General features: G+C 60.7%; 1 protein-coding gene. It reads right to left on the bottom strand.

All coding sequences use genetic code 11. The features are described 5' to 3' along the window. Positions 1 to 19 precede the first annotated feature (19 nt). Positions 20 to 979: an IS110 family RNA-guided transposase gene (locus AC1Q6X_RS27775; RefSeq protein ID WP_121668350.1), complete on the bottom strand. Its 960-nt coding sequence runs from the start codon at positions 977 to 979 to the stop codon at positions 20 to 22. Between the last annotated feature and the right edge of the window lie 248 nt (positions 980 to 1,227).

Raw genomic sequence — 1,227 nt, 5'->3', positions numbered from 1 at the left:
GTAGATACTGTTATCCCCGTCAAGCGGCGTGCAAGGCCGGATCAAATATTTTTCCCGACCTGAGCACGCCGAATGCCACGTGCACCAGCTTGCGCATCATGGCGCCGATGATCAGCTTGGGCGCTTTGCCGGCGTCACGCAGACGCTGACCGAAGCGCTTGCCCCAAGGCGTCTTATGCACTGCCACCATGGCCGGCATGTACAGTGCCTTGCGCAGGAAACTGTGGCCGACCTTCGACATGCGTGGCTTGCCACGCACGCTGGAACCCGACTCGTGCTGGCGCGGATCGAGGCCCGCAAACGCCACCGCCTGCTTGGCGCTGTCGAAGCGCTCAGGATTGGCGTAGTAGGACAGCAGCACGGGAATCGTGCGCTCGCCCAGGCCAGGGATGCTATCGAGCAATTCGCGCTTGCCGCGTAAATCCGGGTCGTCATCGATATGACGGCGGATCGCCAGGATCAGCGCCTTGATCTCGGCGTCGAGCCAGGCAATATGATCCTCGATACCCTGGCGTACCGCCGCGCGCGCCACTTCAAGCCGGTTGCTTTCCTGCTGGCGCATCGCTTGCAAGGCATCGAGGCGCAGCACCAGCGCGCGCAGCGATTGCTCGGCCGGCGATGGCGCCTGCCAGGGCTCTGGCTGGCGTTCATGGGCGAAGTCGGCGATCAGCTGTGCGTCGACCTTGTCGGTCTTGGTGCGCACCAGGCGCGAAGCGCTGAAGGCCTTGATCTGGGCCGGATTGATGACACTGACCACCATGCCAAGTCCAGCGAGATATTCGGCAACCCCTTCCCAATACGTGCCCGTCGCTTCCATGCACACCCTGGGGCTGCCGGCAGCATGCTTCAGCAGCCATGCGTGGAGCGCGGTGAATCCTTGGTGGTTGTTCTCGACAACCTTGTTACGATGCTTGCCGTTGGGCAGGCGCAGCGCGCAGTCGAGCTTGGCCTTGGCAACGTCGATTCCTAAATTAAACATGCTGTGGTCCTCTTGCGATCTACCTTGCAAATGCGGGCTAACCGGCATGCCGGTGCCAAAGATACTGTCCGATCTTGACATGGAGGATGGGTAACTGGTGCGAGATCTACGGAGCTGGCTCGGGGCCTAAGGGCGGATACGGCATCCAGTTACCCGGTCTTGATATGCCTACCAAGATTTTGACAGCGGTCGATACCGTTCGCAATACCACGAACGGCATGAGGGGAATAATACAAGGTCGGATTAGC

This window comes from Janthinobacterium sp. GW823-FHT06H09 (genome assembly GCF_058794735.1).
Note: the sequence above shows the minus strand (reverse complement) of the source record. Positions and strands in the feature narration are given on the sequence as shown.

Coding starts and splice junctions, on each gene's coding strand:
- AC1Q6X_RS27775 (WP_121668350.1), bottom strand. CDS start 979: ATGTTTAATTTAGGAATCGACGTTGCCAAGGCCAAGCTCGACTGCGCG.